This is a genomic window from Psychrobacter sp. CR212, assembly GCF_059693765.1.
The window spans coordinates 850,226-877,006 of sequence record NZ_JCATIF010000001.1 but is presented as its reverse complement, the minus strand read 5'-3'; the positions used below and the strand labels follow the sequence as shown (position 1 = coordinate 877,006).

19 protein-coding genes, 2 pseudogenes and 1 riboswitch are annotated in these 26,781 nt (G+C 43.2%); of the genes and pseudogenes, 5 read left to right on the top strand and 16 right to left on the bottom strand.

The window, feature by feature from the left end:
• Positions 1–5: 5 nt before the first annotated feature.
• Together AC58CZ_RS03770 and AC58CZ_RS03765 are read right to left on the bottom strand one after the other, a co-directional pair.
• Entirely contained in the window at positions 6–1,466 is a 1,461-nt protein-coding gene (locus tag AC58CZ_RS03770; RefSeq protein ID WP_025650715.1) for a GntP family permease, read from the bottom strand.
• Between the two features lie 247 nt (positions 1,467–1,713).
• A complete protein-coding gene (locus AC58CZ_RS03765; RefSeq protein ID WP_101212836.1) occupies positions 1,714–2,859 on the bottom strand; it encodes an acyl-CoA dehydrogenase family protein in 1,146 nt (381 codons plus the stop codon).
• A gap of 331 nt (positions 2,860–3,190) precedes the next feature.
• Between AC58CZ_RS03765 and AC58CZ_RS03760 the strand changes: the two genes are divergently transcribed.
• Both AC58CZ_RS03760 and AC58CZ_RS03755 read left to right on the top strand, forming a co-directional pair.
• Positions 3,191–3,832 (top strand): TetR/AcrR family transcriptional regulator, encoded by a 642-nt coding sequence (locus AC58CZ_RS03760; protein WP_101212838.1) that lies wholly within the window; start codon positions 3,191–3,193, stop codon positions 3,830–3,832.
• Between the two features lie 125 nt (positions 3,833–3,957).
• On the top strand, positions 3,958–4,599 hold the full coding sequence (locus AC58CZ_RS03755; RefSeq protein WP_101212840.1) for a DNA polymerase III subunit epsilon: 642 nt from the start codon (positions 3,958–3,960) through the stop codon (positions 4,597–4,599).
• Positions 4,600–5,564: 965 nt separating this feature from the next.
• On the opposite strand, the gene AC58CZ_RS03750 is transcribed toward AC58CZ_RS03755, so the two are convergent.
• Positions 5,565–6,470 carry a LysR family transcriptional regulator gene (locus AC58CZ_RS03750; protein ID WP_197496723.1) on the bottom strand — a complete coding sequence of 302 codons (906 nt, stop codon included), beginning with the start codon at positions 6,468–6,470 and terminating at the stop codon, positions 5,565–5,567.
• A 150-nt stretch (positions 6,471–6,620) separates the two neighbouring features.
• Between AC58CZ_RS03750 and AC58CZ_RS03745 the strand changes: the two genes are divergently transcribed.
• A complete protein-coding gene (locus AC58CZ_RS03745; RefSeq protein WP_284719442.1) occupies positions 6,621–7,685 on the top strand; it encodes a TIGR03571 family LLM class oxidoreductase in 1,065 nt (354 codons plus the stop codon).
• Positions 7,686–7,766: 81 nt separating this feature from the next.
• Positions 7,767–8,474: an IS1 family transposase gene (locus AC58CZ_RS03740; protein WP_313907227.1), complete on the top strand. Its 708-nt coding sequence runs from the start codon at positions 7,767–7,769 to the stop codon at positions 8,472–8,474.
• 282 nt (positions 8,475–8,756) lie between these two features.
• Here the strand turns inward: AC58CZ_RS03740 and AC58CZ_RS03735 are convergent.
• From AC58CZ_RS03735 to AC58CZ_RS03675, 13 genes and pseudogenes are all read right to left on the bottom strand, one after another.
• Positions 8,757–9,250, bottom strand: a pseudogene (locus AC58CZ_RS03735) (IS1595 family transposase).
• Positions 9,251–9,303: 53 nt separating this feature from the next.
• The gene (locus AC58CZ_RS03730; RefSeq protein WP_443521010.1) at positions 9,304–10,452 is read right to left on the bottom strand and encodes a catalase family protein; all 1,149 of its coding nucleotides are present in this window, start codon (positions 10,450–10,452) and stop codon (positions 9,304–9,306) included.
• A 66-nt stretch (positions 10,453–10,518) separates the two neighbouring features.
• Positions 10,519–12,066, bottom strand: a complete 1,548-nt coding sequence (locus tag AC58CZ_RS03725; protein WP_494223394.1) for a Dyp-type peroxidase — start codon at positions 12,064–12,066, stop codon at positions 10,519–10,521.
• A 90-nt stretch (positions 12,067–12,156) separates the two neighbouring features.
• Positions 12,157–12,699 carry a hypothetical protein gene (locus tag AC58CZ_RS03720; RefSeq protein WP_058023649.1) on the bottom strand — a complete coding sequence of 181 codons (543 nt, stop codon included), beginning with the start codon at positions 12,697–12,699 and terminating at the stop codon, positions 12,157–12,159.
• Between the two features lie 370 nt (positions 12,700–13,069).
• Positions 13,070–13,498, bottom strand: coding sequence for a transposase (locus tag AC58CZ_RS03715; protein WP_252962520.1), 429 nt, complete (start codon positions 13,496–13,498; stop codon positions 13,070–13,072).
• 70 nt (positions 13,499–13,568) lie between these two features.
• A pseudogene (locus AC58CZ_RS03710) lies at positions 13,569–13,688 on the bottom strand (IS630 transposase-related protein); the annotation flags it as partial.
• A gap of 177 nt (positions 13,689–13,865) precedes the next feature.
• Complete coding sequence (locus tag AC58CZ_RS03705; RefSeq protein ID WP_058023721.1) at positions 13,866–15,548, bottom strand: NAD-dependent malic enzyme; 1,683 nt, start codon at positions 15,546–15,548, stop codon at positions 13,866–13,868.
• A gap of 559 nt (positions 15,549–16,107) precedes the next feature.
• Positions 16,108–16,716 carry a manganese efflux pump MntP gene (locus AC58CZ_RS03700; RefSeq protein WP_263281253.1) on the bottom strand — a complete coding sequence of 203 codons (609 nt, stop codon included), beginning with the start codon at positions 16,714–16,716 and terminating at the stop codon, positions 16,108–16,110.
• Positions 16,688–16,855, bottom strand: a riboswitch (yybP-ykoY riboswitch). Its footprint overlaps the gene before it by 29 nt.
• Positions 16,856–17,045: 190 nt before the next feature.
• The gene (locus AC58CZ_RS03695) at positions 17,046–19,430 is read right to left on the bottom strand and encodes a TonB-dependent receptor domain-containing protein (RefSeq protein WP_494223395.1); all 2,385 of its coding nucleotides are present in this window, start codon (positions 19,428–19,430) and stop codon (positions 17,046–17,048) included.
• A gap of 350 nt (positions 19,431–19,780) precedes the next feature.
• On the bottom strand, positions 19,781–21,229 hold the full coding sequence (locus tag AC58CZ_RS03690) for an MFS transporter (RefSeq protein ID WP_071001794.1): 1,449 nt from the start codon (positions 21,227–21,229) through the stop codon (positions 19,781–19,783).
• 41 nt (positions 21,230–21,270) lie between these two features.
• Positions 21,271–23,400 carry a Fe(3+)-hydroxamate ABC transporter permease FhuB gene (fhuB, locus tag AC58CZ_RS03685; protein ID WP_071001795.1) on the bottom strand — a complete coding sequence of 710 codons (2,130 nt, stop codon included), beginning with the start codon at positions 23,398–23,400 and terminating at the stop codon, positions 21,271–21,273.
• Positions 23,400–24,446 carry a TroA family protein gene (locus tag AC58CZ_RS03680; RefSeq protein WP_227517176.1) on the bottom strand — a complete coding sequence of 349 codons (1,047 nt, stop codon included), beginning with the start codon at positions 24,444–24,446 and terminating at the stop codon, positions 23,400–23,402. Before AC58CZ_RS03680 ends, fhuB begins: the two co-directional genes overlap by 1 nt.
• Positions 24,447–24,496: 50 nt before the next feature.
• The gene (locus AC58CZ_RS03675; protein WP_058025721.1) at positions 24,497–25,261 is read right to left on the bottom strand and encodes an ABC transporter ATP-binding protein; all 765 of its coding nucleotides are present in this window, start codon (positions 25,259–25,261) and stop codon (positions 24,497–24,499) included.
• 188 nt (positions 25,262–25,449) lie between these two features.
• Here AC58CZ_RS03675 and AC58CZ_RS03670 point away from each other — a divergent pair, with 188 nt between their 5' ends.
• A complete protein-coding gene (locus AC58CZ_RS03670; RefSeq protein ID WP_071001796.1) occupies positions 25,450–26,712 on the top strand; it encodes a siderophore-interacting protein in 1,263 nt (420 codons plus the stop codon).
• The last annotated feature ends 69 nt before the right edge of the window (positions 26,713–26,781 follow it).

The following is a 26,781-nucleotide window of genomic DNA, read 5'->3' as shown; positions in this document are numbered from 1 at the left end:
GCTGCTTAGAATGAACCAAAGACAGTTCCTAAGGTAATAACAGCAATGATGGCAATTATCGGGATAGCAATAGTAACCGCCGCCACGTTGAGATAAGCCTGCTTATGAGTAAGACCACAAATACCTAGCATAGTAATTACAGCACCATTATGCGGCAGACTGTCTAGACCGCCGGAGGCCATAACGGCGACTCGATGCATCAGCTCTGGATCAATACCTGCTGAGACGGCCATGCGTAGATAATCTTCACCTAGAGTCGCTAAGGCAATGCTTAAACCGCCAGACGATGAACCAGTAATTCCTGCCAACGTCGTCATGGCTATAGCTTCTGAAATTAATGGATTATTAGGACTTATATTTAAAATACTGTCGCGAATAATGATAAAGCCTGCTAACGAAGCAATGACAGCACCGTACCCTACTTCAGAGCCGGTATTGAAAATAGGTAACATGGAGTCATACGTACCATTATTAATAGTTTTTTGTAGATTGTGCCAATGCCCAACTCGCATTATAATCAAGACCAAACAGGCAATAACTAACGAGATAATAATAGACCATAATCCTAATGAGCCAGCAATATTCAGATCAGGGAACTGAGTCTGTAGCGCACTGAAGTCAATCGAAGGAAAGATAGCGTAAACCAGTAACGCATTAATCCCAATAACCAATATCAGCGGTATGATAACCATCGTAAATGAAATTGGGGCTTTTTCCTTAACTGTATGACCCGTTACGAACTCTTCGCCTTGAGTGGTATTATTTTGAGAAATATCACTTTTCGCAACATTAATACCCCCTTCGAAACCATCCTTATGCTGACCATAACCTTCACCAGCCGATTTAGCTTTGTTTGCTCGTGACTGTACCCACCACCAACCCAGCACGAACATAATTATCCCGCCGATAACACCTAAGATAGGAGCGGCAAAAAGATTGGTATTGTAGTAAGGAATAGGAATAGCGTTTTGAATAGCAGGTGTACCTGGCAGTGCCGTCAAGGTAAAAGTAAAAGACCCTACCGAAATCGCTGCTGGGATTAGACGCTTAGGAATATCTGCAATCTTGAATAAGTTCTTGGCTACCGGATAGATAGCAAATACTACAACAAAACCAGATACCCCACCATAAGTTAATAATGCACATACTAAAATAATGGCTAGAATAGCTTTGCTTGACCCTAACTTCTTGACGATCGCATTAGCAATGACTGTGGCCGCTCCCGAATCTCCCATTAAGCGCCCAAACATAGCACCTAATAAAAATATTGGGAAAAACTTGAGTAAGAATCCACTTAATCCACCCATAAATATATCGGTATAAGCAGGGATACTGCTTAAAAAATCACCTGATAAAAATACGGCTAACACTGCCAATATCGGCGCCAAAATCAACACAGAATATCCACGATAAGCAAAGAACATCAATAACAGTAAAGTTATGATAATAGCAATGGTACTAAACATGATGGCCTCTCCTTGGCATACATCAATAAACCAGATACTAAGAGTTTTTTAATCGTTAAAATCAGTCTAATCGTTCAGGTCAAGCTAATTGTTATGCATTAACCCACGGTTTAGGTCGATTAAGCATGTTCCTTACAACTTGCTGACTGGCTACTGACTCAGTACTATTTATTACTAGTTGATTAAAAAACTCAGCTTTGTTTTACCCATACTTTCTCTTATTGGGACACTATTGCGTCGAGTAAATTTATCTAAAGGCTTGAATACCAGTCAGCGAACGCGCTATCAATAACTTTTGGATTTCAGTAGTGCCATCGGGGATGGTGCCAATAATTGCTTCTCGAGCTAAACGTTCAACAATATACTCTTTGGTAACGCCATTGCCGCCATGAATCTGCACAGCATCACGGCAAACTTTGACCGCCATTTCGGTGCTATACCATTTAGCCATCGCACACTCTTTATCACAACGTATACCATGATCGATCATAGTGGCGGCTCTTAGCGTTAGTAATCTAGAGGCATCTATTTTAGTAGCCATATCAGCGATTTTATCCGCTATTAATTGATGACCCGCGATCAACTTGCCGTGTTGGAAACGCTCTTGGCTATACTTAATAGACTCTTCCATTGATCTACGAGCAATAGAGTAACCCCAAGCTGCCATATGACAGCGCGCACGTTCAAAAGTCACAAGCGTATTCTTCAACCCAGAGCCCAATTCACCAATAGTATTGCTCACAGGGACTCGCACATCACCAAAAAATACTTGTGCCGTTGACTGACCATTTAAAGCCATTTTTTTAATACCGCGTACTTCAATGCCTGATGTGGTCATATCTACCAAAATATGGGTCAATTCGCCCTCAGCAGTTTTGCATGTGCATATAAAGATATCCATATGCTCGCCGTTTGAGATCCAGGTTTTTTCTCCATTGATAATCCAGTCGTCGCCATCACGCACTGCTCGAGTCCTTGCGGCAGCTACATCAGACCCTGCGTCAGGCTCAGATATCCCGATGCCTATAAACAAATCACCTGAAAGCAGACCCGGCACATACTTTTCTTTGATATGCTCTGGAGCATTTCTAATCAACAGATCAGCGCCAGAAACATTAATTAGGATAGGTAATGCCAAATCTATTGAGCTAACACCCACTTCTTCCCAAAGTAACAAGTGCGTCACCCAATCCAAGCCTAAACCACCCCACCTCTCAGGAAAGGGCGCTTTGATTAGGCCGTATTCTGTCAAAGTCTTAACAAAGCCTTTTAACATCTCTTTAGGAATGAAACCTTCTCCGTGAGCACGCAGCTTTGGTTCAATTTCATTATCCAGAACTTTACGCAAGCCGTCAGTGGCCATTTTCTGCTCTTCTGTCATTAACATGGTCATGGCTTCCTTTCCTAGTTTAGTGTGTTTGAAAACCTTCAAAATACTGGTTTTCATATTTCATAATCGCATTATATAAAATAATGATAATAAATATTATCATTTTATATAACCTATAAAAACTTATTAAATAAGGTTTGTAGGAATTATATTATGCAGTTGCAATACATATTGCAATCAATTATACAATAAAGATAATATAGATTATCCTCATATACTTTATTCAGGAGATATTTTTCTAAATAGCAAACTTGTTCAATCGGCGATTTATATACAGGCTAATAGAAAAATTAGAGGATAACAAAATGCAAACTATGAATTGGAGAATGTGAAAATGGCAGGCAAGGCTTTGAAGAGTAAACTGAGGAACAAACAATTAAAACCAATATCAGCTATGCGACCAGCAACCTTAAACAAACTTGAAAAAGCAGTGCTGTTGTTATTTTCAAATCATGATCCCTCCGAAGTGAGCATGATACAGATAGCAAATGCAGCAAATATGTCATTAAAAACTTTGTATAATTATTTTGGGGACAAGCAAACCATCATTTACACTATTTTAAATAGAGTGTTAGGACGTTTAGCGATCCGTATGATTGATCATTTGCAAGGTATTGATAGTGTTAAAGATCGCCTTCGTAAAACTCTTTGGGTATTTTTCGATTTTATTGATAAAAGCCCAGATGCTATGATGGTATTGTCCACAGCAGTGCCAGTTTCGCGTTATCGCGAAATTGCCATTTATGATAATAAAGAGTTAGTTGATTCTTATTTACAGGTGTTGAGAGATGGGCAGGAACAAGGCATATTGAATGATACGGTGCCTTTATTTACTTTATTTGATGTGTTTATAGGCTTTATTAGCCGCTTAGGATTAATGCATATTATACGGAGAAACCCAGCTCCTCTGAATGATAACTTCGATGAGCTGTTCATTATATTATGGCGCGCGATTAGTAAGCCCGAAATAGATTAACAATTTCTGAAGCTTGAGTTTAGCCGTTTACTAAAAAACGTAATAATAATTTTTAAATGGTGAAATATCTTGAAAAGTGAGTAACCTCATATTTGGAGCAACCACATATTAAGGTTCTATCTTGCATGCTTAGGGTACTTTCCAAGGTGACTGTATTGCAAGCACCAAGAGCGAAGCGCTTTAATCCTCTAAAAGAAATCAGCTTGGGCTCTATGGCAATATCACATATCTGTGATGAGGATGTGGCAGATGAGCCGCCTCATACTGATTTTAGACTATCTAACAGTGTTGAGTACTTGATTGGTCATAATATTGATTTTGATATGACCGTTCTGAAAAATGCTGGCGTGACCCATACTCCTAATCTGATATGTACTAATGCGATGGCTAACTACCTGCTTCCTACGCTTGAGAGTCATAAGCTAGTATACCTCCTCTATTACTTTCACCGTTATATAGCGCGCGCTCAAGCAAGAGATGCACATGCTGCCATTGCTGATATTTACTTCACTGAGCTGGTGCTTGGTAGTCTGATTGATTTAGCTAATAGCCAAGGTCATGAGATAAATGATGTGGAAAGCTTATATGAATTTAGTGAAATGGCGCGTATACCCACGCATTTAAGCTTTGGTAAGCACAAGGGTGAGGCTATTGCAGATTTAGCTGCTAGCTCTGAAGGTACTGGCTATATTAAATGGCTGCTTAAACAGGACAGTATTGACCCTTATTTAGCTCAAGCATGCCAGCAAGCATTAGAATCTTTATAAATACACTGATGTCGTCAGTTTTATAGTCTAGCTATGCTCAAAATTGAGATAGATACTAGAAATAGTTAACGCTCAAGTAGATCAAGTTCTTATTAAAACTATAACTTATTAGGTAGTAAACTCCTCAATATTATGGTGTTTAAAATATCGTCAATATCTGCATATGCCATGAATCAACCTTACTCTGATAAGTTATAAAAGCTCTATATGCTATTATCTATATAGTGTAGAGGGCTGGAGTATGAAATTTATTTTTCTTAGGTGACGCTATTAATATCGGGGTTTGAACCAAGAGCAACCAATCGTACCTTTATCGCGCAATGCTTAAACTCGCAATGTGGTGTAACCTATCAACTAACCTCAGATACTAATAAAAACCGATATTTTAAGTTGAATGCTAAAGGTGAATATAATGAAGCTGGACGTTGGAATATTGAATTCTCACTAATATAGGAAACACCTTCCTAACTGCTTGCCACTGTGGGGTAAGAATATATACACGATTTCCTAGTATTTTACTTCCCCACATATTATCTGAATGATATTAAGATACAGTTAGAATAAGTTATATTCTGCAATTAGCATATTACCTATATTTAACAATAAACAACAATTAATTTTAAGACCAAACTTACTGCAGTATTGATTGGAAAATCAATCTATAATTCGATTCAATTGTTGGTATAACCGTTGGTATAAGCAGAAATATTTACGAATAAAGACATTAAAATCAATAAGTTAATATTTAAATATGGTTGATACTGGGCCCACCATATTCAAACCCTTACAGTCATTGACTTGTAAGGGTTTTTTATTGTCTAAAATTTATGTGACTGCATGGATGTAATTAATTTTTGGGGCTGTAGTAGATAAGCACTATGCTAGACTACTTTTATGAAGAAAACCCTCCCTAAATTAGATACGCATAATATTCTACTGCTTTTCACAATATCACCATCTACAGTTTAACCTATCAAACGCTGTGCTAGAAAATTTACCAACACGCCAATTTTTACCACATTACGGCTAGTGGGCGGATACACCAAATAAATCCCGTCATCGGTCGCCAAAGACGGGGTCACTTGCCAATCAGACAACACCTGTACCAACGCCCCAGACTGCAACGCTTTCTCAATCAGCCAATTAGGTAAATGGCTAATCCCTTGTCCATCAAGCGTGGCTTGTTTCAGCATTTCTATATTATTACCCATCAAATTCCCTGTCACCCGCAAACTTTGCGTTTTACCCGTTTGATGGAAATACCACTTTGACGCATAGCCTTGATACATAAACGGCAAACAATTATGCTCGGCTAATTGTGACGGTGTTTGTGGTATTCCATGCAATCGTAGATAATCGGGACTGGCACATAACAGCCGTTGCTGAGAGGCAATAAATTTTGCTACCAAGCGGTCATCCTCCACACGCCCTAACCGCACCCCTACATCATATTTCTCATTAAATAAATCTACAAATTCATCACTGGCAAATAGCTCCAATTCAATTTTTGGGTATAAATGGGCAAATTCGGCAAGCAATGGGGCGATTTTTTCAATCCCATAGGCACTGGGAAAAGTAAGGCACAATCGCCCTTGTGGCTCAATTTGCTCCTCTTTAATCGCTTCATTTACCTGTTGTAATTCAGCTAATATCGGCTCAGTCTGTTGTAAATAACGCATCCCTGCATGGGTCAAATCCAAATGTCTGGTTGAGCGATTCAATAGCTTAACTTGCAAGGATTGTTCTAAGTTATCAATTTGCCGAGTGACAGACGACACCGCCAGCCCAAGCTGACTTGCCGTGGCAGTAAAGCTATTAGTATTCGCCACATGGTGAAAAATAGTGAGGGCATAGAAGTAATTGATGGTCATGGATTTGTTAGCAGTTAAGTGTATTTTTGAATAAACATATTTTTGCAAAAAAAGCAAAACTGTTTCTAATTTTACCCCAATTATCATTAAAAATAAAAGCATTATACTAGGACTATATTTTTTAATGCTTCATTTAACGGAGTGACTCCCATGACCACAAGCTCACAAACTGCTGTACCAAACCTCTCTGTTCTTGGACAAGACAATAGCCAATTACTTCACACCGCTCAGACGAATGAAAATATAACCCCGCAACAAAAACAACTACCCCCTCATCTTGCCAATCACCCTGCATTTAGTGAGGTGTTTCAAGCGGATAAACTCACCTTGGGATTGATTGCCCCGTTTAAAGGCTATCCCAATAGTCCGATTCCGAGCTTAGAAGACTTTGGGGAAACCGCTGTCTTAGCAGAACAGCTTGGATTTTCTGCACTATGGTTGCGAGATGTGCCATTTTATGACCCAAGTTTTGGCGATGTTGGACAAGCATTTGACCCCATGGTTGCCATGGGGTATTTGACTGCGAAAACCCAACGAATTGCGATAGGTTCAGCAGGCATCGTTGCACCTTTGCGGAGTCCCATTCATATCGCCAAAGCCTCAGCAAGTACGGCAGTATTAAGCAATAATCGCTTTATTTTGGGGATGTCGAGTGGCGATAGACCTGTGGAATACCCTGTGTTTCAGCAAAACTTTGACAATCGTGCCGAGCGTTTTCGAGAAAGTTGGGACATGATTCGTGCCTTAACCACCCAAAAATTTCCGCAGTTTAAAGGGCAACATTATGGGGATTTAACAGGCAATATTGGCTTTATCCCTACCCTTGAACAACGCTTACCGATGGTTGCTATTGGTCGTGCCAGACAGGAACTAGATTGGCTTGCTAATACTGCCGATGCGTGGATTTGGCATGGGGTAAACCCAAAAGATACCAAAAATATCGTGCAAACCTTGGCGGATTTAAATCAAGATGACGCTTGGCATCCTTTTGGTTATGCCAATTTTGTCGAACTTAGTGAGAATCCGAATGAGCCTGCTCAATTATCTCGCAATATTTATCTACGAGGCGGGGCACATAGTTTGCTGGAATTTTGGCAAGAGCAGAAAGAACAAGGCTTATCTCATGTCACCATTAATTTAAAGCCTACCAAACGCCCTGTCAAAGAAACGTTGCAAGACTTAGCAGAAAATGTGCTAGCCAAATTAAACCAATAAAAATGGGGGTGGTGTATCAAAAAGTATGCTGGGGTAATAAAGGAAGGGTGACAGCCGAAGCAAGATGATATATTTGAGGTTATGAAGACACAAATACAGATCAATTGCCCCGACTGTCTTAGTCACAGTCTTAGTCTAAAGAAAAATGGTATAAAAAGCTATGGCAAGCAGAACTACCAATGTAAGGACTGCAAACGACAATTCATTGATGACCATGCCTTAAACTACCAAGGCTGTTACTCTCAAATAGAAGACATCTTACGGCTGATGACTGCTCGAGGCTGCGGTGTTAGAGACATAGCCATCATTACCTCGGTGAGTATTGGTAAAGTGCTCAGCACCATAAGCTCATCCGTTTATAAGATCCTGCCTAATAAGCGCTACTATGAACGCTTAGAAGTTGATGATTTTTGGACTTACGTATATCGCAAGAAGCGTAAAGTCTGGCTTATTTATGCTTATGACCGGGCTACTAATGAGATTGTCACTTATGTTTGGGGCAAACGCGACTTAAAAACAGCTCAGAAACTAAGAGCGCGTCTTAAGCAACTTAAAGTGAGCTATGACTCTATTAGCATGGACAATTGGGACAGTTTCATAACGTCCTTTAAACCAGATAACAAACAAGTTGGCAAACAGCATACGATAGGTATTGAAGGCAATAATTGCCGTCTTAGACACCGACTAAAACGAGCCGTTAGAAGAACCTGTTGTTTCTCTAAGAAGCTCGATAATCACTTAAAAGTGTTTGATTTGGTATTCTTTTATATCAATGATGGCTATGTCTGATGTCAGCATACTTTTTAGAACACCACCGATACTTTAAAGGTATTAATTCTAAATTGTAGATTTAACTAGGGTGTGTTGACAATTACCGTCAATGGATAATCGTCGCTGCTAAATAGATATTAGCAGCAAACGACTCATCCGTTTTTTCAGCACGCATGGCAATTTTCTTGCATCTCTGCGAGTATAAGCCTTATCTGTTTGCTCAAACAAAAAATCCTAATACCACGATGAAAAGTGGTATTAGGATTTTTTTATATCTTTTTTTGGGGCTGTCCTAGATAACTAGTTCAAACCCTGTTTAACCCATTGTTTTAATTGTAGTAATTGCGACTTTGGGTCACTGTGATTAAAACGCCACTCACATTCCTTTAAATAGAGGTGAAAATGCTCTTTTGGAACCCCGTTAAACTTACGTAGATGCCGTTTGGCTTGGTTCCAAAAGTTCTCTATACCATTAATGTGATTCTTGTCATTAACAAAGGTTTTGGAGTGGTTGATACGATAATGAGTAAACTCACTGACATCTAATGCGTTATAGCTTTTAAATGAGTCAGTATAAACAATGCTATCAGGCTTCACTTTTTCTCTTATGATGGGGATCAAAGTATCTGCTTTAGCATTGGGTATAATACAAGCGTAGACCTTGCCATTACGCTTTAACTGGCTGTGGTTTTATTAACACCAATTAGGCTTGCTGCTGTTCTCGCGGTAGAACCAGCAACAAATAACTCGATGAGTCTGTTTTGTTTATACCAACTTAGTTTACTCTTTCTCATAGTGCTATCCTAAATAATTTTACTTATCTAGGACAGCCCCAAAAACAATTAGTCTAAAAAAAAGACTTAGCAAACGTCTCCTTTAAACTCTTTGGCTCACGGCGCTTGACATCGTTGAGTTTATGGCGAGTCTCGGAGGCGACTTGATAGGCCTTGAGACGCGACTGTTGTAAGTTTCCGATAGGACGGTTCTCTTCAAGACAGCGAAATGGGGTAAAGGATAGATTCTCCATAATCTCAAAATTACCGTCATCTGGTACGTCTTGGCAAGGAAGAGTTAAACGCGCTACGGTGACAAAGGGCGTATCCGACTCTTGCCACTGCGTCGTAATCTCTTCAATCGGCTGCTTTTTGAGATTACGGCATAGCTGAATCTGGATATCAAACTGATAATCATGTTCGCGTATCTCCTCGACGATAAGCGGTCGCAGTGCCTCTTCGCGGGCGTCGACATCGACATCACGGCGCGTGACTTTTTTGACAGAAGCGGCTGTTGGCGTTGCCCGTATCTTTGCCATATAATCACCATGACGCACCACACCTTGCGAATGAAAGTCGTATAACAAGGTATTTTTTGGTTCAATCCTCGTAAAGCCGCCGATAGCTTTAAAGGTTTTAATCGACTCTTTGGTTGGTAATCTTGAGCCGTAATTGGTCAGCCAGTTAAACGCCAACTGCGCTTTACCGATCGCTCCTTTCTCCGTGTATTTAGGTAATTCCAAAAACAATCTTGAGAGATAGGTATACTCCTCAATTCTATTGCAAAAGAACACCGGATGATTGATAAAGTTATAATCAAAGGTCGTACTGTCCTCCTCCCCGGGAGCGAGCTTCTTACCCGGTACGTCAAAGACTTTAATCGCGAGACCTTGAGCAAAGCCCAACTTACGATCAGCGAATACTCGAGATGAACCGTTGGACAAACGAATCACCGCATCATGAATACCCGCTTTAGCATACAAACCTTGCGCGTACTCTTTGGGAATATCATCTAATATCTCAAACTTGGCTTTTAGTGCGCAGTACCCCTTGGCATGGGCATCACGCGTGTGATAATCGATATTGCTGGCTTTATCACTACGCGAAATATAGCTTTTGATATCGTCGGTAATAGTACGAATGTTTTTTTCGTCCTCAGCATTTAATTCGATATATTTTGGATCGTAGGGGACGTATTTGGGTTTAAATAATTTTTTTAGCATTATATTTCCTAATTTTATTCATGATTATTATTGTTAAGTGGTGACTATTATAAATGGTACTGAGAGTTAAGACAGCTCGCTAATCCATTTTAGCGCCGATAAACTCGGAATAAAAAAGTACTCGCCGCCGTGCAAGGTATTAAAGGTTTCAATACCATGGTAGCGTTTGCGAATTGGATCAGCCGGAACAGTAAAGTTATCTGCATCGCTGTCTTTATCACCAGAGTGCAAACCAACCATAGGATCTTTTTCTTCGCCTAAGCTCATAAAGTTGCCATCGTTGATCCACTGTGATTGCAAGAACTCAACCGTCTCCATGGCATGAGCATTAATACCAATAAAAAACAGACCGCGATCTTTGCCATCGTCCTCTATTACATCGGGTGGCACAACTTCACCAAAGCCCACGCTACGTCTAACGATACGGTGAATACGTACATCGGATAAAATAAAATCTTCGCTATCACGTGGGTTCATACGCCTGATATGCGCGCCAAACGGACACTTTTTACCGTAAGGATCGTCTTTATAACCAAAGTCGTTATTGCGGCTAGGATCATCGCCAAGCGCTTTATCATCATGATCGGGAGACAAAACGAGCGGCGCGCCTGAACGCCAGCGTCCCCACATTTTTGCACCCAGCAGCTCCGCCTCTTCTTCGCTGTCGGTATTATCTTTGCGGTATTTATTAAAAGCAGCAACATGGCTATGATAAGCACGTAACACCATAAACGAGCCGTTCTTGCCTAAGACTTCAGGCTGCGGCATAGGCGCAACTAGTCCTGCCTCCCCTTCGTAACCGAGCACAAACTCCCCTGCGGCAATAGGATCGCCGTCATGGTTCGAAGGCGTCTGAATACCACTGCCTTGAATCTCAGGATTACTGATACCGTCACGATAACCAAAGACGTTTTTGACGTTGTCATTTGAACCAAAGTCCTGCTCGATTAGGATTTCTACATCACCATTAGCAGGATTGTCCACATCGATATGATCGGTAAGATTATCTCGAAGCTCATCAAGTTTGGCCTGCCATTTATCTTTGGTATCAGCGATAATAGCCGCGCCCACATGGATATCACCCTTATCCCCAAAAGGTGCCATCCAATTCTCAGGGGCATTAACATCAAAATCGCGCAACTGCTCAGCACGCGCTGCCATACTTGCTTTAAAAGACTCAGGAAAGCTATCAAGTGATGACTGCGGTACACCTAACGCTTGTAGACCCTCGTAAGTCATGACGATAGACAGCGTGGCTTGCATGTCTTTGTGCCAGTCTTCACTACCGGTTACATCAGGCAACACCTGCGCTAGCATTTGTTTGCCAACGTCAGCATTATTGATTTTTAGTGCTACTACCGTGCCAAAATATGGGGCGGGACGCTCACGTAGGACGATGGATTGAATATCTTTTAGCTGCATGGTGACGAGATTGGGGTTAAAGACCCCGCGCGCCCTACGAGCCATCATCTCAATACCGTCACCGACTTCCTCTTTCACGCCTTTAAGCCACGTCTCAAAATCACTGTTTTCGATGCGATTGCCAAACTCATCTTTTAAGTCTTGCAACTTGTCGGTCAATCCCGTTAAAGGTTTGTTATCATCATTACTCATACATCGCCCTATTCATTTTTTATCGTTATTAAAGTATGACCGTATCAAAGCCCTGAAATTTATGCGCTTAAAAATACAATGTCTAGAAAATTAGTTTGTTTGCGCTTCATCTAAAGCTTTATTGATGCCTTTAACAATACGCTCATGACGGCGAATATCTTGTACCGTCAGATGCGGGACGCCTACGTACCAGCCTGCAGCGGTAATCTGATGATCAAGAATAAACTGCTTAACACTTGGGTCTTTGATACCCGGCCAGCCCTCGACATTGCCGAATAAAATATCCATGAGTTCAGGAATTTTGGTGGCGAAATCATCAATATAAGGATCCCAGTCGCCGTCATAAGCGGTGCAAAAAAGCACTCTTGTATCATTATCTAAAAAGACGAAGCGCAAATCGTGCAAAGTGCCTACCCTTGTCGCGCCTTTTAGATTGCCCCCTGCTATTTTTAGAATCTCTTTGAGACGGGCAGCGCCACCGTCTTTTAGCGGTGCGATAACGGTAAGCTCGGATACTTTGCCTGACTTTAGACCTTTCTCGCCGGCGCTAGAGGTTGAGTGATCATAACCATCATTGCCACCCTCTTTTAAATTCGCCACTAACAGATCTGCCCGCAGTTTAAAGGCATCCATAGACTCAGTGATTTTATCTTTCAGATCTTCTGAATTATCGATAATCCGCTCTTTATTATTGTTTTTACTCATAAGTCTTTCCTATATGATTGCTGTTGAGCTATTACCATAGCAAAAACGGTAAAAGGCTCAAGTAATAGCGGACTAATCACACAAAACAAAACATAGATTTAACAATAACGTTTTAAATTGCAGCAGTGTTACAAAAATAGACGGCGCACTTACCGGTGCAATAAATCTTGGTCGTACTTATTAAGTCTTTAAAAGCATGACTGTTTTTGTACTCGTTATTAAATACTAAAAAAGCTTGGCTACTCTAGGTAACCAAGCTTTGAAATCATACTTCGAGTTTTTATAATTATTTATATAGTCAGTTCAAAATAAAATTGTTATGGTTAGGACAAACATCATAAAACAATTTGGATAAGTCGTTTTCCATCCAGCCTTGGCGTAGAAACTTTACTTGTGCCCATTTCTTTTCAATGGAATTCAGATCAGGGCTGTATGGTGGCAGCCATAGAATACGATGACCATGCCTATTCAGTAGCTTTTGAATACGCTTACTCTTATGAAATCTGGCATTATCCATCACAATCAAGCATTTGGTTTTAAGACTTGGGATTAGCTTGTGTTTGCACCAGTGATAGAAGACGATGCTGTTGATGTTTGTCTCAAAGTAATCTAGGGCAAACAGCATCTTTTCATACAGAGCACCGATAACGTTGGTTCGCTTTTTACCTTGCCAGTTGTAGCTATCGATACAAGGCTTACCAATCGGTGCATAACCATGAGAGCGAATGGTCTGACTCTCAAAGCCGCGCGCGTATATATAAACGATGGGATAGCCTTGTTGCCTAAAGTGCTCAAGCTTATTCTGATATATCGCTCTTTTGATCGGACAGGCTTTTGGATGTTCTAAAGTCTTTTTTTTGACTGATGCCTAGGCGCTTTAGGGCATGATGAATGCCTGTTTTACTACAGTTCAAACGGAAATACCCCCCAAATTTAAAACACCAAATAAGTAGAACTAAGCTGCCATTATACTATCGATATCCTTCCAATTTTCTTGCATCTCTGCGAGTATAAGCCTTATCTGTTTGCTCAAACAAAAAATCCTAATACCACTTTTCATCGTGGTATTAGGATTTTTTTATATCTTTTCTATATTAAAAAGAAGTACGGCGATAGTGACGGTATTCAGGTAACCAAAAGTTTGCCTCTATTCTGCGTTGTAAGTTTTCCGCGGTATCAGGTAGTGCCAGCTTATCTTCAACCGCTTGCACTGCTACGGCATAGGCTATTTTTTCACTAATCTCTCTGATCACTTTGATTGGCGGTAGTATAGCACCCGGTGCTTTTTGGTACTCCATAGAGATATCTGCAAGGGCTTGGCTTGCCGCCATTAGCATATTATCACTGATACTTGTCGCCTGAGCCGCCAAAACGCCAAGACCGATGCCTGGGAATATATAGCTGTTATTACACTGAGACACCTCAAAGGTCTGGCCATTGAAGGTCGTGGGAGGAAAAGGACTGCCTGTTGCAATGATGGCTTTGCCACGACTCCAGTTCATCACTTCTTGCGGTGTTGCCTCAACACGAGTTGTTGGGTTTGACAGCGGTAATACAATTGGATGTTCCGTATTGGCGCATAACGCTTCGATGACCTCTTGGGTAAACAGACCTTTTTGGCCACTGACACCGAACAATACCGTCACACCGCCTTGCTGAACGACTTGTGCCAAACCGAGCTTGTTGCTCTTGTCCCAATGCGCAATGTCTGATTCTTTTTGTACCAATGGTACTTGGAATTTTTGTAGCTCGGTCATGCTGTCGGTCAACAGACCATAACGATCCACCATAAATACTTGGCTACGTGCTTGCGCTTCAGTCAACCCTTCACGCTGCATTTGGCGAACAATATGTTCGGCGATACCACAACCTGCCGAGCCTGCGCCCAAAAACGCGATTTTTTGCTCGCTTAATTTTTGACCTTTATTCAAGCAAGCAGCAATCAAGGTACCGACCGATACCGCAGCTGTCCCTTGGATATCATCATTGAAACAGCATAGCTGGTCACGATATTTATTCAATAATGGGGTGGCATTTTCCTGTGCAAAATCTTCAAACTGCAATAACGCTTCTGGCCAACGGCGTTTAACGGCTTGAATGAATAAATCCACAAACTCATTATACTCATCGCCAGAGATACGTGGGTTTCTCCAGCCCATATACATAGGATCGTCAAGGAGCTGTTGATTATTGGTGCCGACATCTAACAAGATTGGTAAGCAATACGCTGGGCTAATACCACCGCACGCCGTGTATAAAGACAACTTACCGATTGGAATGCCCATACCGCCAATACCTTGGTCTCCAAGGCCCAATATACGTTCGCCGTCAGTGACAACGATCACTTTGACGTTTTGTTTGGTGGCATTTTGCAATATATCATCAATTTGATGGCGCTCAGCATATGAGACAAATAGCCCCCGTTTACGGCGATAGATTTGCGAGAATTTTTCACACGCTTGACCAACTGTCGGGGTATATATGAGCGGCATGATTTCTTCAATGTGCTGCTCAACCAAATGATAAAACAAGGTTTCATTGGTGTCTTGAATATTACGCAAATAGATATGCTTGTCCATATCACTCGTGAATGAGCGCAGCTGATGATAAGCACGCAATGATTGCTCTTCAATCGTCTCAATATTATGCGGTAGTAACCCAGTTAAATTAAAGCTATTGCGCTCTTCTGCTGAGAAGGCACTGCCTTTATTGAGTAAAGGGGTCTCTAAAAGAGCGGGGCCAGCAACGGGAATATATAAGGGACGCTTATTTGACATGATAAAATATTCTTCTTAAGGGCATATGAATGAAAACTGTATTAGGGCTGCATTATACATAGCATCGACTGCTATTTAACAATATGTAACAAAATCATTTTAAACATGTATTTTTTTAGAGATCTTTATCATTATGCATTCCATCCTGATTCGCATCCAATCGCTGACAATATATAATTGTCTTGATAAACAATTGCCCAATTGATATAGCAGATATATACTCTTATAAAAGCATATATTTGTAAGGGAGGCTAAATTGTTTATTAATCATAAAAGATGTCCGAAATGTGATACTAGCCTCAAACGTTCTGATTGGAGCTGTAGCCACTGTGGTAACCAAAATTTGACGAATTGGATGCTCACTTTGCCTATGTGGGGCATTGGCATTTTTATCTTCATCATGATTATTCTATTGATGATTAACAATTTTTGTAGTACTGAGATGTTCCGTTCATTTAGCAAGAGTTATGGTGTTATGTGCTGATTATAGACATAAAAAAGCCCAGCTATATCAATAGCTAGGCTTATATTTATCAAGTAGCTCATATCTATCAAGTGACTAAAGATGACTAAATAAAATCCATGTACCGATGGCAATTAGCATCACACCACCAAATATTTCAGCTCTGTGACCGATTATGGAGCCCAACACCTTTCCTAACATCACCCCTAGCGTGACCATTATCGTAGTCGCTAGACCAATCAGACCTGCCGCCAGCAAAATATTGACCTTGACAAATGCTAGGCTCACACCGACAGCCATGGCATCGATGCTGGTACCAAATGCAGTCAAAGCAAGTTTGAAAACAGAATGTCTCGATAGCACTTCTGCCGTTTCATCACTTGGCTTCAGTCCCTCATACAGCATGTGCAGACCGAGCGTAAAAAGTATGACAAACGCGACCCAATGATCCCATGCCTCAATAAAAGACGCATCTATAAAGGATGTGGCAGAGTGACCAATTAACCAACCAATAATCGGCGTGATCGCTTCAATGGTGCCAAAAATAACACCCATTCTGAAGGCTTCGGTAAAACGAGGGTTTTTAAGAATTGCTCCTTTACTGATTGCCACAGAAAAGGCATCCGTAGACATAGAAAAAGCAAGTAATAGAAGTGCGATAGGATTCATGTGATTTTCTCTGGTCGAGTATAGAGTCCACGACATAGCCACACCCCCGACCTGCAGTGTAGATATATCGATGGTCTCGCCAACCGAGAGGTGTTCGCACCATGGCATGTGGCCAAGTGTGTTGATACGAACGCTTTCGCAGTACGAAAGCAGGCTACTCCCCAAAGAGTGCTTAGATTAGCATTGATACGCTATAAGTCAATCATAAAATACTAAAGAAGAATTTTACACCTGATAAAGCGTGAAGTTGGAAACGCTAGCAAATACTCTTGGAGCAGATGAATGATTTAGAGAGTTATGAACATAAAGAAACCCTTCACGCTAAATTTTCATAGCATGAAGGGTTTTTTAATGCGTGGCGCTTTTTAGTAATCCACGGTATAGCTCAAGCCGTAAGTTGTCCCTGAAGCAGGCAAACGGTTTAAATCGCCAAAGGTCGTTTGATGATACACGGTCTGATAGTCTTTGTTTAAGATATTATACACGCCGTAGCCCATACGGCCGACAGGCAGTTTGACTTGCCCAAGCACATCAAAGGTCGCATAGCCTGTTAATGGCTGCGCACTCGCGTCTGGGTCGTTCTGTTGGTCCTTATAAGCCTTGTCGCTACCGCCGACTGCCAGCGCTTGCAAGCGAATATTGCTGCCTTCGCTAAAGTTATACTGCGCGTATGCCGTGCCTTTGAGTGGCGTCAGGCGTACTGCATCCAGCTCCAGCCAGTCGCCGTCTTTTTTGTATTGCCCGCGGGTATAGGCAAGGCTGCCGCCAAACTGCCAGTCTTTGTTCAAATCATGCGTGAGCGAGGCTTCAGCGCCGTAAATACGTTCGTCCGTATCGACGACTTCAACGGTATAGTCGTTGGTAAAGCGTACGGTTTTGTCTGAGTCGTTATAAAAACCGCTAACCTTTGCGCTGGTATCACCGCGCTTACCTTGCCAGCCCAGCTCGTAGTTATTGATAGAAATGGGCTGAATATTGTCTGAGTTGACCACAAATCCAGCACGCACGTCACGTAAGGCGCGCTGCACGTCAGCCGTGGTAAAGCCTTGCGAGAAGTTAGCAAAGACTTGGTCATCATCGGTCAACTGATAGCTGGTACCAAGGTTAAACAGCACTTTGTCGTGCTTACTGCTACCCGCCTCAACCGCGCCTGCTTCGTAATCAATACCGTAAGCGTCAGCAATATCACTGATGCCATTGGTCGCAAAATAATCCGCCAATAGCTGCTCATAAATGGGCACAAAACGGTCGGTATCCGATTTGATGTTTTGATAGCGCACGCCAGCGCTGGTGTGCCATTTGTCGGTCATATCCACATCGGCATTGACGAACGCGCCCCATTTATCGATAGTGGTTTTTGGTCCGCCGTTATAGCTCAGACCATTACTTGTTGAAGTCAAGCCATTACTTGCAAGAAAAGTAGTCAGGTCTTGGCCATAATAGGTCTGCTCACTCTCTTCACGTTCAAAATCCGCGCCATAGCTGAACAAAGTATTTTTACCCATGACATCGGTTTCAGTCTGCATAGCGGCGCGCAGTCCCATCACCTCAATATCCGCTTCAGACTGCGTAACTACGACCGATGCACCCAATAGCTTTCCTAAGGTGTCTGCATCGGTTAAACCATTATTTACCCAAACGTCTTTGGCTTGACTAGTAAATGATTTTCCTGACGGATAAAAGCGTGCTTTTTCGTCACGATAATAGCCTGTCAGACTTAGGTTAGAACCCAAAAAGTCACTGTCATTATAGTTTAGGTTGACCGAGCTTTTGGTATTGTAGGGTTGATTTTCGATTTTAGCACCGTCAATAGCACGCAATGAAGGCGTAGTTCCTTCTTGGAGCACGGATAGATTATCCCCATAATCAACGCCATAATCGGTGTCTTGCTCGCTGTCATAATAGGTCGCCGCAAGATTCATGGTCTTGGTATCGCTAATATCAAAGCCAAGGTTGGCGTTGACGCTAATAGTATCGGTGTCTTGGTTGTCGGTTTGGTTGGCATCAGGGCTGATGCGGTCGCCATGACTGTCAAACTTGCCACCTGTGGTCTCGTAGTCTACATCGACATTACCATACACGCGCTCGCCGCCGTAGCCGATGCTTTGTCCCACATGATAGCCGAGCGAGTCGGATTTAAACTCGCGGCTGCTGTTAATGCCAAGGCGCGTCTGTCTTGTCAAGCCATAACCTGCCGTTGATTTGGTCACGATATTAATCAGACCGCCTGCTGCCCCCGCGCCATAGATGCTGGTCGCACCTGAGAGCACTTCGACGCGCTCAATTTGCTCAGGGTCGATGCTGTTTAGCTCGCGTGATAAACTGCGCGAGCCAGATAATGGCACGCCGTTGAGCAAATACTGTACAGGACGCCCGTGCATGGTCGTGCCGTAGTTACTGACCGAGCCGCTACTCACGCCAAGGCTGGGCACGAGCTGGGCTAAGATGTCCCCAACCGTGCGGTTACCTGTCGCCTGCGCCTGAATGTTCGCCTCATAAATCACTTGCGTGACAGCAGGCATTTCACTAATTTTCTGTGCCAGCGCTGTGCCTGTTTTGGCATTGGCACTAACTGTAATAGCATCTAAAGTCACACTAGGTACATCGCTTGATGATGCATTCGAGGTCGCCGCAGCGGTGGCCTGCACACCTGATGCACTTTGCACTGAATTGGCATTGGTTTGGGCGTATAACTGCTGGCTGATACAAAGGGTAAGAAGAGATAGAGCAACGTGATGGTGGCTTTTCATAATTACTTCACTTAGGTTGTTTCACTTAATTGGATAGGTGGACAGTGATATGCGTTATATTTAGCAAATGATACTGTGTGTACTAACTTTGTAAATGATATTCTAAATGATAATGATTTTTATTTCTATAAGTATTTACAAATAGGTTTTTATAAGTAGCGAGTGACCATGTTGACTGACTTACTGCAATTACCGTCCGTTTCTTTGGTAAATTTGGCGAAATGGTTAGACAGTGACATAAGCGGCTTGTCTCAAAGTTTGTTCAAATAAATAGATAAAAGGGATAAGCCTTCAAGCAGATCGTCATTGACACCGGTAATCTACATACTGCCCAACTATGAAGTTGATCGTTATGGCGCGCGGGGTAATTTGCAGGCAGAAGGAAGTGTGAACAATAGCATCAACGCGATTATTACCAGTATTTCTTGGATAGCGCTTGCTATGCCAACATCACTACCTGCGGCTAGTAGCTGCGCGCTTCGACTATGGATATAAAGGGTTGTCAACGTGATAACGATGGTAGAGATGATACGGCGACTGATATTATTGAGTGCAGCTCCCTCAGTGACCGAGTCTTTAGGTAAGCTACTAAAACCCACTGTGGTGGTTGGCAGATACGCCAAACCCACGCCGACACCGCGCACACTCATCGTCAATATGAGTAGCCAAAGTGTGGGCTGGTACAAACACCATGCGAGCATCAAAGTAGACAGCGCACTAATCGTGATACCCGCCATACCAACCCCTCGCGCACCGCGTTTGTCTACCCGCTTGCCAGCATAATACGTGGTGATACTGGCGACGAGCGTCGCAACCATCAGAACGACGCCTGTCCATAAAGCGCTTTCACCCATCACCTCTTGAATCAATATCGGCAATAATAAAAGACACAGCATCAAGCCTACTGTTTGGGTGATACTAATGACATTACTGTGCAAATAAGTTTTATTGTCGAACAAACCCACATTTAGCAACGGATGGCTCTGACGACGCTCATACGCCCACCAAGCCACGGCTGACAGCAAAAATAAAATAGACAATGCGCCTAATGCCACTATTTTTAACAAATCATCGCGGCTTGAGATACCGTGAGTAAAATCTATTTTGAGGGTGCTCAGCCAAATCATCATCGCCAGTAGCCAGATGATCAAACTGACAAACCCTACCGTATCAAAAGGGCTTGCGGTGTCATGCGTGCCTCTATCAAGTTCAGGTATCAATCGCCACACCATCGCCATAACGATCACACTAAGGGGTAATGTAACGGCAAACAGTGTCCACCATGCAAACTGATCAACCAAATAAGCACCAATCAAAGGACCAAATGCCAAGGACATCATAATAACGATGCCCCATAGCGCCATTATCCTACCGTGCTGCTGCTTTGGGTAAATCTGATACAGCATACCAATTGAGAGCGGAATAATCAGCCCACCACTCAGCCCTTGTACGGCTCTCGCCATGATGACAAAGCTCATATTAAACGCCATCATACCCATGACCGAACCGAGCATAAACCCAAGTACTGCCGCCAAATAGACTGGCTTAGAAGCAAACCTTTTGTTTAAGTAACCGCTCAGCATGAGCCCCACACTCATGGCCAACACATAAGCATTTAGTACCCAGCCGCCAAGCACGATATCGACGTCAAACACTGACATAAATACAGGAATGGCTGGGTTGAGCGCGCTGTTACTAAAGCTGATGACCGTACCAGCGAGCAATAAGGTCACTAGTACCCGCCGTACTTGCTCATCGCTCAAGCGCTGATCCCTGCTATTTTTATGAGCGTCATTCATAAGCGCTTGATTGTTGGTTCATCGTTTCATAAAAAGACAAACTAACCATTAGCGGTGGTTGGCACTTTACGAATAAGCCATAAGAAATAGCCACCGCCAATGATAGCGGCAACCGTACCAGCAGGCAGCTCATAAGGAAACATCACATACCGCCCGATCCAGTCCGCCATTACCATAACCCCCGCGCCTAAGAGAGCAGCCAGCAGCAATTGGCGCTCAAGTTTGACAGCGCCAAGAGACGTCGCCAAATGCGGTACCATCAGCCCAATAAAACTCAAAGGACCCACCGCAAGCGTGCTCGCGGTACTAAGGGCAGCAACGAGCGCCAGTAGTGATAATGTCACGGGGGTCACTGCCACACCCAAATTACGTGCCACACCCGTCCCTAGACCAAGAACACGTAAGGGTTTGACAATCAATAAGCTAAGTACCAATAAGATAAGCGCAATGCCCATCAGATACCATACTGTACTAGGCTGCGCACTATAGGTAGTGCCTGATAGCCAACTGAGCATCGCCTCAAGACGCGGGTCACCTGAGAGCTTGACCATGTGCATGACCCCATCCATCATGGCAGCGATACCAATACCGACTAACAGCAAATAGCCTGAGCTGACTCTACGTGCCAGCCACATAATCAACAGCAGCACCGCCATCGCACCTGACAGTCCTGAAATCAGTAACGTACCTGCGCCAGCAGAGAGTCCCAAAATGGGTAATAATAAAAATCCTAAAATAACCCCAAGCGCCGCGCCTGAGCTGACCCCTAAGACCTCAGGACTGGCCATAGGGTTACGCGTTAGCGTCTGTAATAATACGCCTGCGACCGCAAGCATCATCCCTGTTGCCGCCGCGCTCAAGCTACGAGGCAGACGATACTGCTGTGTCAGCGCCCAATCAGTACTAATTCCCCAACCATTGATATCCTGTACAAAAAGACAAGCCAACATTATCGTGATGATAACTCCAACGCTCCATCGCCAAAACACAACGGTCTTATTTTGACCGCTCATCATAGGGGTGATGGTTTCTATCCGATCGCGGCGCTGGCGCAAAATCAGCCAAATAATCAGTGGCGCTCCTAAGATTCCCGTCATGGCACCAGCGGGAATTTGCATCCCCAGTATAGGCTCAAGCAATAAGGCAACGTTACTGGTCAATAGCAATAACAATGCACCCAGCCCAAATGCCGTGACCAAGCGCTTACCAATGGACGAGATACCTAGCGCATTGACCAAGCTTGCGGCACCAAGCCCTATAAAACCAATCAGCCCAACCTCACTGATGACTAGTGCGGTCACCACCGCCACAATGACGACCACTAAGGCGCGAATACCATTGATAGGCACGCCCAAACGTTTGGCTTGTGAGTCGTCTAAGCTCATCAGTGTCAGCGGCTTCAATAAAGGCAGGCAGGCTATCGCCGCCAAGGTCGCTGTGATCATCAGCGCTCGACTGCTATCCCAGCTGCTTTGTGCCAAAAACCCAGCCGCCCATGACAACATACCGTTGCTTCTTTCAGCAAAAAATAACACCAATACATTGGCAACAGCGGCAAGCAAGATATTGACGACCAGACCTGCCAGTATCAGAATCAGCGGATTGAAGCGACTAGGCGCGGACAAGGCAAACACCAAGCCCATACTCATGATGGCACCGACAAAGGCCACGTAGAGACCACCATAAATAGCCAAACTCGGCAAAAATAGCGTCACAATCAACATAGCCAACTGAGCACCGATTCCGACTCCCAAAGTGGTGTCTGATGCCAATGGATTTTTGACCAACTGTTGTAATAAAATACTGACTACGCCTAATAATCCACCTGCCAATAGCGCCACCACACTGGTCGCAACCAAATGAAGCTGAGTCGCCATACTGGCAATATCAAGCTGCAAACTTGGTAAAAATAGCTCACTGAGTGGGCGTGTCCATTCTCGCTCTAATAGTGCCCAGCCACTGCATGCGGACAAAACCACCAATCCTATAAAAATCACCCACAATCGCCAAGACGCACTGCTCACGACAGACGACGGAGGCTGAGATGGATGTGGTGGTGGCTTGGGCGATGAGGTCATCACAGTTGCCGTATGTGAGGAGGACGTGGAGCTTAGGCTATTAGCGCTACTGGTGTTGCTGGCACTGCTCGCATGATTGGTATGAATAGTCATTATATCGCGCCACCTGTTAACGAAACCGTGGATAAATTATTGGCCAAGCTGACCAATGACGACATCCCGCCATATATCCAGACTGGCGGCAACTCCGCCATACAGCGGCGCTCACCATAGCCCAAACGCTGCCATACCAAACTGTCATTAATCTCAGCTCTGGTGATGGGACTGAGTGGGTCGATGATCAGCAGGCAAGTCTCATCATCTAACTGCGCCAAATCACCCATTCGTATCGGTACAAACCCCCACTGATTGCCCTCCCCTAAAACCACAAGCTCTTTGCCCATCTGTTCTAATGCCACCTTAAACAGGCTGTTATCAACATACATGCGCATGTTATTGGCATCCGCAAACTGGACGACCGCGAACTTTTTGATTATTGGATAGCGCTGCTGAAACTGCTGACTGGCAAGCTGTATGTCTTTTTGACTTTGTACAATATAGTCTTCAGCCATCTTGGGATTATCAATCAATGCACCAAGCGCGCGCGTCGGCTCCGTATAGTCAGCCCACGTTGCCGCTTTTCCTTTTGCCGCAAACATCACCGACTGCGCAGGCACATCACCGTATAAGCTACGGGCATGCTCATAAAAAGCGTTATCTATGACCATATCAACAGGAAGCTGTGCAACCAGCTCAGCATTGGGCTGATAACGAATCCCAATATCGGTGGTTGCTGCTGGGAGATGGGGGCGCCCCACCCATCTGTCCCACACTCTGATATCACCAGTGGCAATCGGTGCATGACCCATCGCCGTCAGCGTTGCAGCATTACCCCAATCAGGGGAGACGATATTGATACGGTCACTATCAATACGGTCACTATGGCTGTTTGCTGTTTCGGTAATATCTTTGGGAGGTGATGTGTCAAAGTGAGTAATAGCTTTGTCAGATGCTGAGTGACTACAAGCGGTCAACGTTAGACAGACTAATATTATAAAAGCTAAAAGCGTCTGCCACTTGCGTACTGTTATTGGCGTCACTGACGCTGGCATGAGTATCGAGCGCTTGAATGATTCGTATTGATAAAAAATAGAAAACATAGGAGCATATCTTTTTAGGCGAGTTTGGGTGAAAGAGAAGCGATCTGATGTCAAGCAACTGCAACAGGCTGCCCAGTAATGGGATGACTGAGCAGCTGCATATCCACATTAAAAATATCGTATAATACCTCAGATTGCATCGTACTTTTGATAGTGCCATTGTGGCAAACTCGGCCGTTTTTTAGCGCAATGATTCGATCCGCATACTGCGCTGCCAGATTGATATCATGAATAATAATCACCACACTCAAGCCCTGCTCATCTACCAAGCGGCGGATAAGCTGAATGACCTCAATCTGATAATGCATATCTAATGCAGCGAGCGGCTCATCAAGCAGTAGATACTTGGTATCTTGCGCCAAGCACATCGCAAGCCAAGCACGGGCACGCTCACCGCCTGATAGCGTCGATGTAATGCGATCAGCAAATGCTTCGGTTTGGGTTACCTTTAGCGCTTGATCAACTTTATCTCTATCCATTTGGGTTGGCTTTTGTAGCCACTTTTGATGCGGATAGCGTCCGAGCATCACAAGCTCACGCACGGTAAATCCAGCGGCGTCAGGTAGTTGCTGTGGCAGATAAGCCATATGACGTGCCAGCTCCTTACTGCCGTAATCATTGATGCGAGTATCATCTAAGGTAATACTACCGCTACTACTCGCCATTTCCCCTGCCAATGCCTTAATCAGAGTCGACTTTCCTGAACCATTGTGTCCAACTAGCGCCACCAACTGCTTGATATCAATCTCGCAGCTCACGTTATCTAGTAAAGTATTCCCTTGTCGACTGATGGTCAGTTGGTTTGCACGTAACATATAGGCACTCATTATTGATAAAAATCAAAATTGATAAAAAGTAAAAAATTGGCGTCGATGATGCTTATAGTTTTGAAACAAAAGCGACAATAAAAGAGGATTTTACTCGTAAACGATAATAAAAACAATTATCATTAACCAACTAGACGTTTTATCTCCTCACTTATCATCTGCTTATGAGTATCAATATGGCTAATATCTTCCTATCTTCTGCATATAATACCTATGATCAAGACAAACCATATACTTCCTTAAACACTCCTGAACTAAACGACATCATCACCTATATCAACGAAGAGCATCTAGATGAACTATTAGGGTTTTTAAACGCATTTACTCCTATATCCACTGCTGAATTGGATAATATAGAGGTGAAATTAACCACCGTTTACGCTGAAGGCCTTGAGTTACAAGTACAGACAAAAAATACAGAATCTCCATCTACCAATGCTCAAAATCACCCTGAACAGAGTCAGACTTTTTTTATTGCCTTTCCTGCAGCCATTACGCATCCTGATGAGCTACAAATTCAATATATTGCACTCAAACAAAAAGCGGATAAAAAGCTGGGTAAAAAAACGATTAAACTGACCAAGCAAGTATTTGATGTGCAAGACAGTTATAGAGTCAGCAAAAATATGCTGCGCCTTGAACTGAACATGCCCACGTTGAATAATACTAACGGCACATCAAACCCGACCTCAGTACCCATCAACGAGGCAGGTTACGCGTATTTATTTGATTTAGAGCACAATGCATTGATTAAAGACACAACAGCTGACAATATTGATGACAGCAAAAATACCTCACGCCTTGCTCGATCTCATTGTTATTACACCTTAAGAAAAGCATGGCATACCCCTGCTGGCATACAAGCGTGGGTCGATGTTTTCTTGCATGGCAATACACCGGGCGGTAATTGGGCCAACTCACTACAAGCAGGTGATACCGTAGTGACCAAAAGGGAGTTTCCTGAAAAAATTGAGCATTTGCGTGACGGTCAAGCGTTACTGATCGCTGATGAAACGTCTATGCCAACTGTCGCGAGATTACTCGAGCTATGGGAAAACCCAACACCGCCGTTAGTTGTTAGTGTCACACAAAACGCGGCGGATCAACGTTATTTTGATACCGTAAAAATACGTAGTGGTATTGATGGCAGCATAACTAATCGTATTGACAGCAATAGTGAGCGCACTACCAAGAATACCGTTAAAGACAACTTTACTGTCCTTCCCATCGTCACCGATCAGCAATGCTCAGGACAGCATTTAGCACCCTTAATCGATAATACGATAGGCAATTATTTGATAGATCAACCTATAAAAATTGATAAAGTCTGGGGTGCATTAGAGGCAAGCACTGTCAAGGCACTACGGCCCATGCTTAGAGAGCGGCTTGATCTTAGCCGCGCAGAGGTGGTGATAAAGGTTTATTGGCGTCAGGATTAAATCCATAAGATATGGCTTGTTGACCGCAACAATCGAGCTGAAGAGGACAGTTTTTTAGCATTCTTATGC